The organism is Limnospira sp. PMC 289.06 (assembly GCF_032350395.1).
GTDB classification, from domain to species: domain Bacteria; phylum Cyanobacteriota; class Cyanobacteriia; order Cyanobacteriales; family Microcoleaceae; genus Limnospira; species Limnospira platensis.
In genome coordinates this window covers 1-3395 of sequence record NZ_JARPLC010000225.1, presented here as the reverse complement: position 1 = coordinate 3395, position 3395 = coordinate 1, and the positions used below count along the sequence as shown (strand labels likewise).

Genomic DNA, 3395 nt, shown 5'->3' with positions numbered 1-3395 from the left:
TCAATGGTATAGGTAACTTAGAAACCCCTTTGAGGACTTCTAAGGTAGCGTCAATGCCTTCTGTCTTGTATTTACCTTCATTAACGATTGTGCTATGTCCCATAAGTCTAGCTCGTAACTCGATAGGTAATCCATACTTTTCACCTAACAGGTTGTACAGCCTACGAAAAGCATATTTCTGGGTTACCGGGCATTTCATAGAGAAAATTGTGTGGGTAAACTTTTTGTCAAACCCTCCGATTATGGTTCTGGGTTTACTGCCTTTTTTCGGGCTATATTCTGGCAATAAGGGTCTTTTCAATTCCAGGAACTCAAACATTTCAGGGCTGGGAATTGGAGCTACAATCCTTCCCCCTGTTTTGATACTCACTTTCCGACCTTCTGAGTCAGTAAAGTAAGTGTAATCTCCTAATACCAAGTAATTGTCTTGATTATCAGGGTCTGATAGTGCTTTGATGATTACGCCATCTTCAGTTACAAATGGCTTAGTTAGATTAACGGCGGCGGCTATCTCGGTAGGTCTTAACCCGTACATTACTGCCATACCCGTCACCCATAACCAACTATGCCGGGATGATTGATGTTGAGGGTTTTTAACAGTATAGGCTTCTTGTTTGGCGCTATACCACCAATCCTTAAATACATCAACAGCTATCCGTTGTTTCTTTCTGAATTGTGTTTGTTTGGCGTTAATAGGTTCAAGTTTTTTAAGTAAGTGTTCTTTGTTAGGTGATTTCTCAGCTATGGCTTTTAAGATGTAGTAACGTTCCTTGAAGGTTTTGGAGCCTACTAATTGTTCTCCATTCTGCAAGGGAATATATAGCATAGCCTTGAAACTCTCCCAGCTAGGATATTCATCCCAGTTAGGGAACAGCCTGAAGTATGCTTCTTTAGTAGATTCGTAAGTTGCTAAGTCACTAGCGATATTGCGAGAACGTTTCCTTCCTGTGTTGCGGTTGTACCCCGCAAAATACTCATTCTCAATTTGTTTAAAGATGTCCCGGTAGGTTATCAGATTATTCTCAATCTGATTTTTCCCTAGGATGGTTTTATCGTACCAATCCCAAAATTCACTAGCGCTAGTGATAGTCCCTAGGGCTTCAGATACCAACTTAGCTTTCTTAACGCCGTCTATCACCCCTTCTGGAGTACACTCAAGGTTAGCCGTTTTGGGTAGCCGTTTCCCGGTAGGTGGTTGCTTAAACTGCAATAGCAGATTGTACCTAGCCCCGGACTTTTGTAACTTGAGTGTCACTCCTTTGGGACATTCCCCTTTAAAGTCTTGATAGGCTTTCAGGAACCTAGCATAGCCCCCGTCATAGTTACCCTTTCCCCCTACTGTAGGGGTATTGATATCGTTACTCATTTTTTACTCACTTGTTACTCTGCTATGGTTTTGAGTAACACCTAAGTAACGGTAGAATAGGGGTTATAGGCTATGTATCAGGTTCGAATCCCTCCCTCTCCGTTCACAATTAACCTTGTGGGGAAAAACCAACAAGGCGATGAGTCTCTTACCTAATGTTTGCAAACAGTTACCCATTCACACCGACAAGTATTTGGGTTAATCCGTTGTCTGTGGCTCCTTCTCAATAAAGCCATAGAAAAAACGAGCATGGAGGGATTTGAACCCTCCATAAAAGCTATAACCCCTATTCTACCGCCATTCTAATGCACTCAATGGCGATCGCACATTTAGGAGTTAGTGCAAAATGAGTGCAAGTACAAACAGTACACACAGTGGTACATATCAAGGCTTTCAAGACATTCTTGAGTTTTTTAATCTATCCCGCAAACAATGTCCCAAGGGTGTCAGGATTAAACGTAACCGGGGGACAATCCAACTAGACATCACCACTGACCCGGAAACGGGGGGACGTAAACAACGGGGCTGTAATTGTCAGTTTACCCCAGAGGGTATCCGCAAGGCTGTTGACAAGGCTTGGTTAGTTCATAAATCCCTTGACGGACAATTTCAGTCGGTGTCTGAATGGCTGGACTGGTACAAGGCTACTATCCTTGATGAAAACAAAACTCCCCTAAAGAATGACTTAATCACCTACCGTCAAGTGTTTAAAGAGATGGAGGATGATTACTTTAACGGAGTTCACAAAAACACTAAGCGCAAACGTTCCCGTGATATAGCTAGTGACAGAGCCTCTTTTAAGCGCTGTTTCTTAGATGTATTTAACAAAGTTACAAACTGGGATAGTTACGTTACCTGGGAGGGTATAAAAGAAACCTTGTATACTCCATTGCCAGACGGTAGCAGCCCGGTAGGACATAAGGATTTTAAGGACCGATATTACAAGTTAAGGCAGGTAGCGGAACGGGCTGGCTGCAAAAAAGCACTGGACAAGCTAGAAAAAATTGACCCTACCCAAACAGTATTTGCTGAATCCCAAAGTATAGACTTGGATACCTTGTTAAGTTTACTAGACAAAGAACGCAACACTGATTATCGTTCTGTCACAGACAATAATGCGCGTGATGGTTGGTGCTGGGTTAGTGCGATGTGTACCCTATACGGGTTGAGACCGTCAGAAGTTGCGGCAGGTCAAAACTTAACCAAAGCCATTACGGTTGACGGTATCACTTTCCCGGCTGTATCTGACCCTAACAACCTTGAGTTAGTGCTGGTTATTGGTGAGTTTACTTACTTTGGTGGTAGCACCAAGACAGGCTGGCGGTTAGCTATCCCAATGTCAAAAGACAAGACTCTGATTAACCGCTTAGGGATTCATAACGTTTGTCTACCTATCACAGAATCCAAAGACCCTAGCAAGTTTAACGATAATCACCGTAAATGGTTAGAACGTCACGATTGGGGATTCACTCAAACTTATGCTTTCCAACACCTTGGTAACCAACTAGGAGAAATGAACGGGATACCACAAGAAATCAGAGCGCGTTCATTTGGTCATAGTGTTGCAGTTAATGACAGCAAGTACAAAAAACGCCGCCACCTGGCTACAGAGTTAGGTATCCTGACACGACATCAAAGGCAACCATTGCCACTAGATATGGGGAAACAAGCCTTAATTAATATCGGTATCAATCCAGATTTACCAGAAGTTAAGGCAATTCTTAGGGCAATATATCAACTCGATGATTAATCCCCAATAAACCCACAACACAATACCCTCTAGGCTAAATACCTAGGGGGTTTTCCTTTTGCACTAACTCCTAAATGTGCGATCGCTTTTGAGTGCACTAGAGTAACGGTAGAATAGGGGTTATAGCCTTTATGAAGGGTTCAAATCCCTCCAGGCTCGTTTTTTCTATGGCGTTACCCTGACTGCGATAGCGGGAATTCACTTAACCCGATAGTCGTACCGTCACACTCAAAATGCACTCCATTCAGTCTTAGCACACGGGACAATTAGTGCATATCC

General features: G+C 42.9%; 2 protein-coding genes. One reads left to right on the top strand and one right to left on the bottom strand.

The window, feature by feature from the left end:
- Nucleotides 1-1366, bottom strand: a 1366-nt coding sequence (locus P5674_RS23700) for a recombinase (protein WP_315670344.1), incomplete at its 3' end; no start/stop codon positions are given.
- Nucleotides 1367-1712: 346 nt separating this feature from the next.
- Here P5674_RS23700 and P5674_RS23695 point away from each other — a divergent pair.
- Nucleotides 1713-3116, top strand: coding sequence for a recombinase (locus P5674_RS23695; RefSeq protein ID WP_315643022.1), 1404 nt, complete (start codon nt 1713-1715; stop codon nt 3114-3116).
- Nucleotides 3117-3395 lie beyond the last annotated feature (279 nt).

Bases quoted from the DNA above. Each gene is read 5' to 3' on its own strand.
- P5674_RS23695 (WP_315643022.1), top strand. From the start codon at position 1,713: ATGAGTGCAAGTACAAACAGTACACACAGTGGTACATATCAAGGCTTT.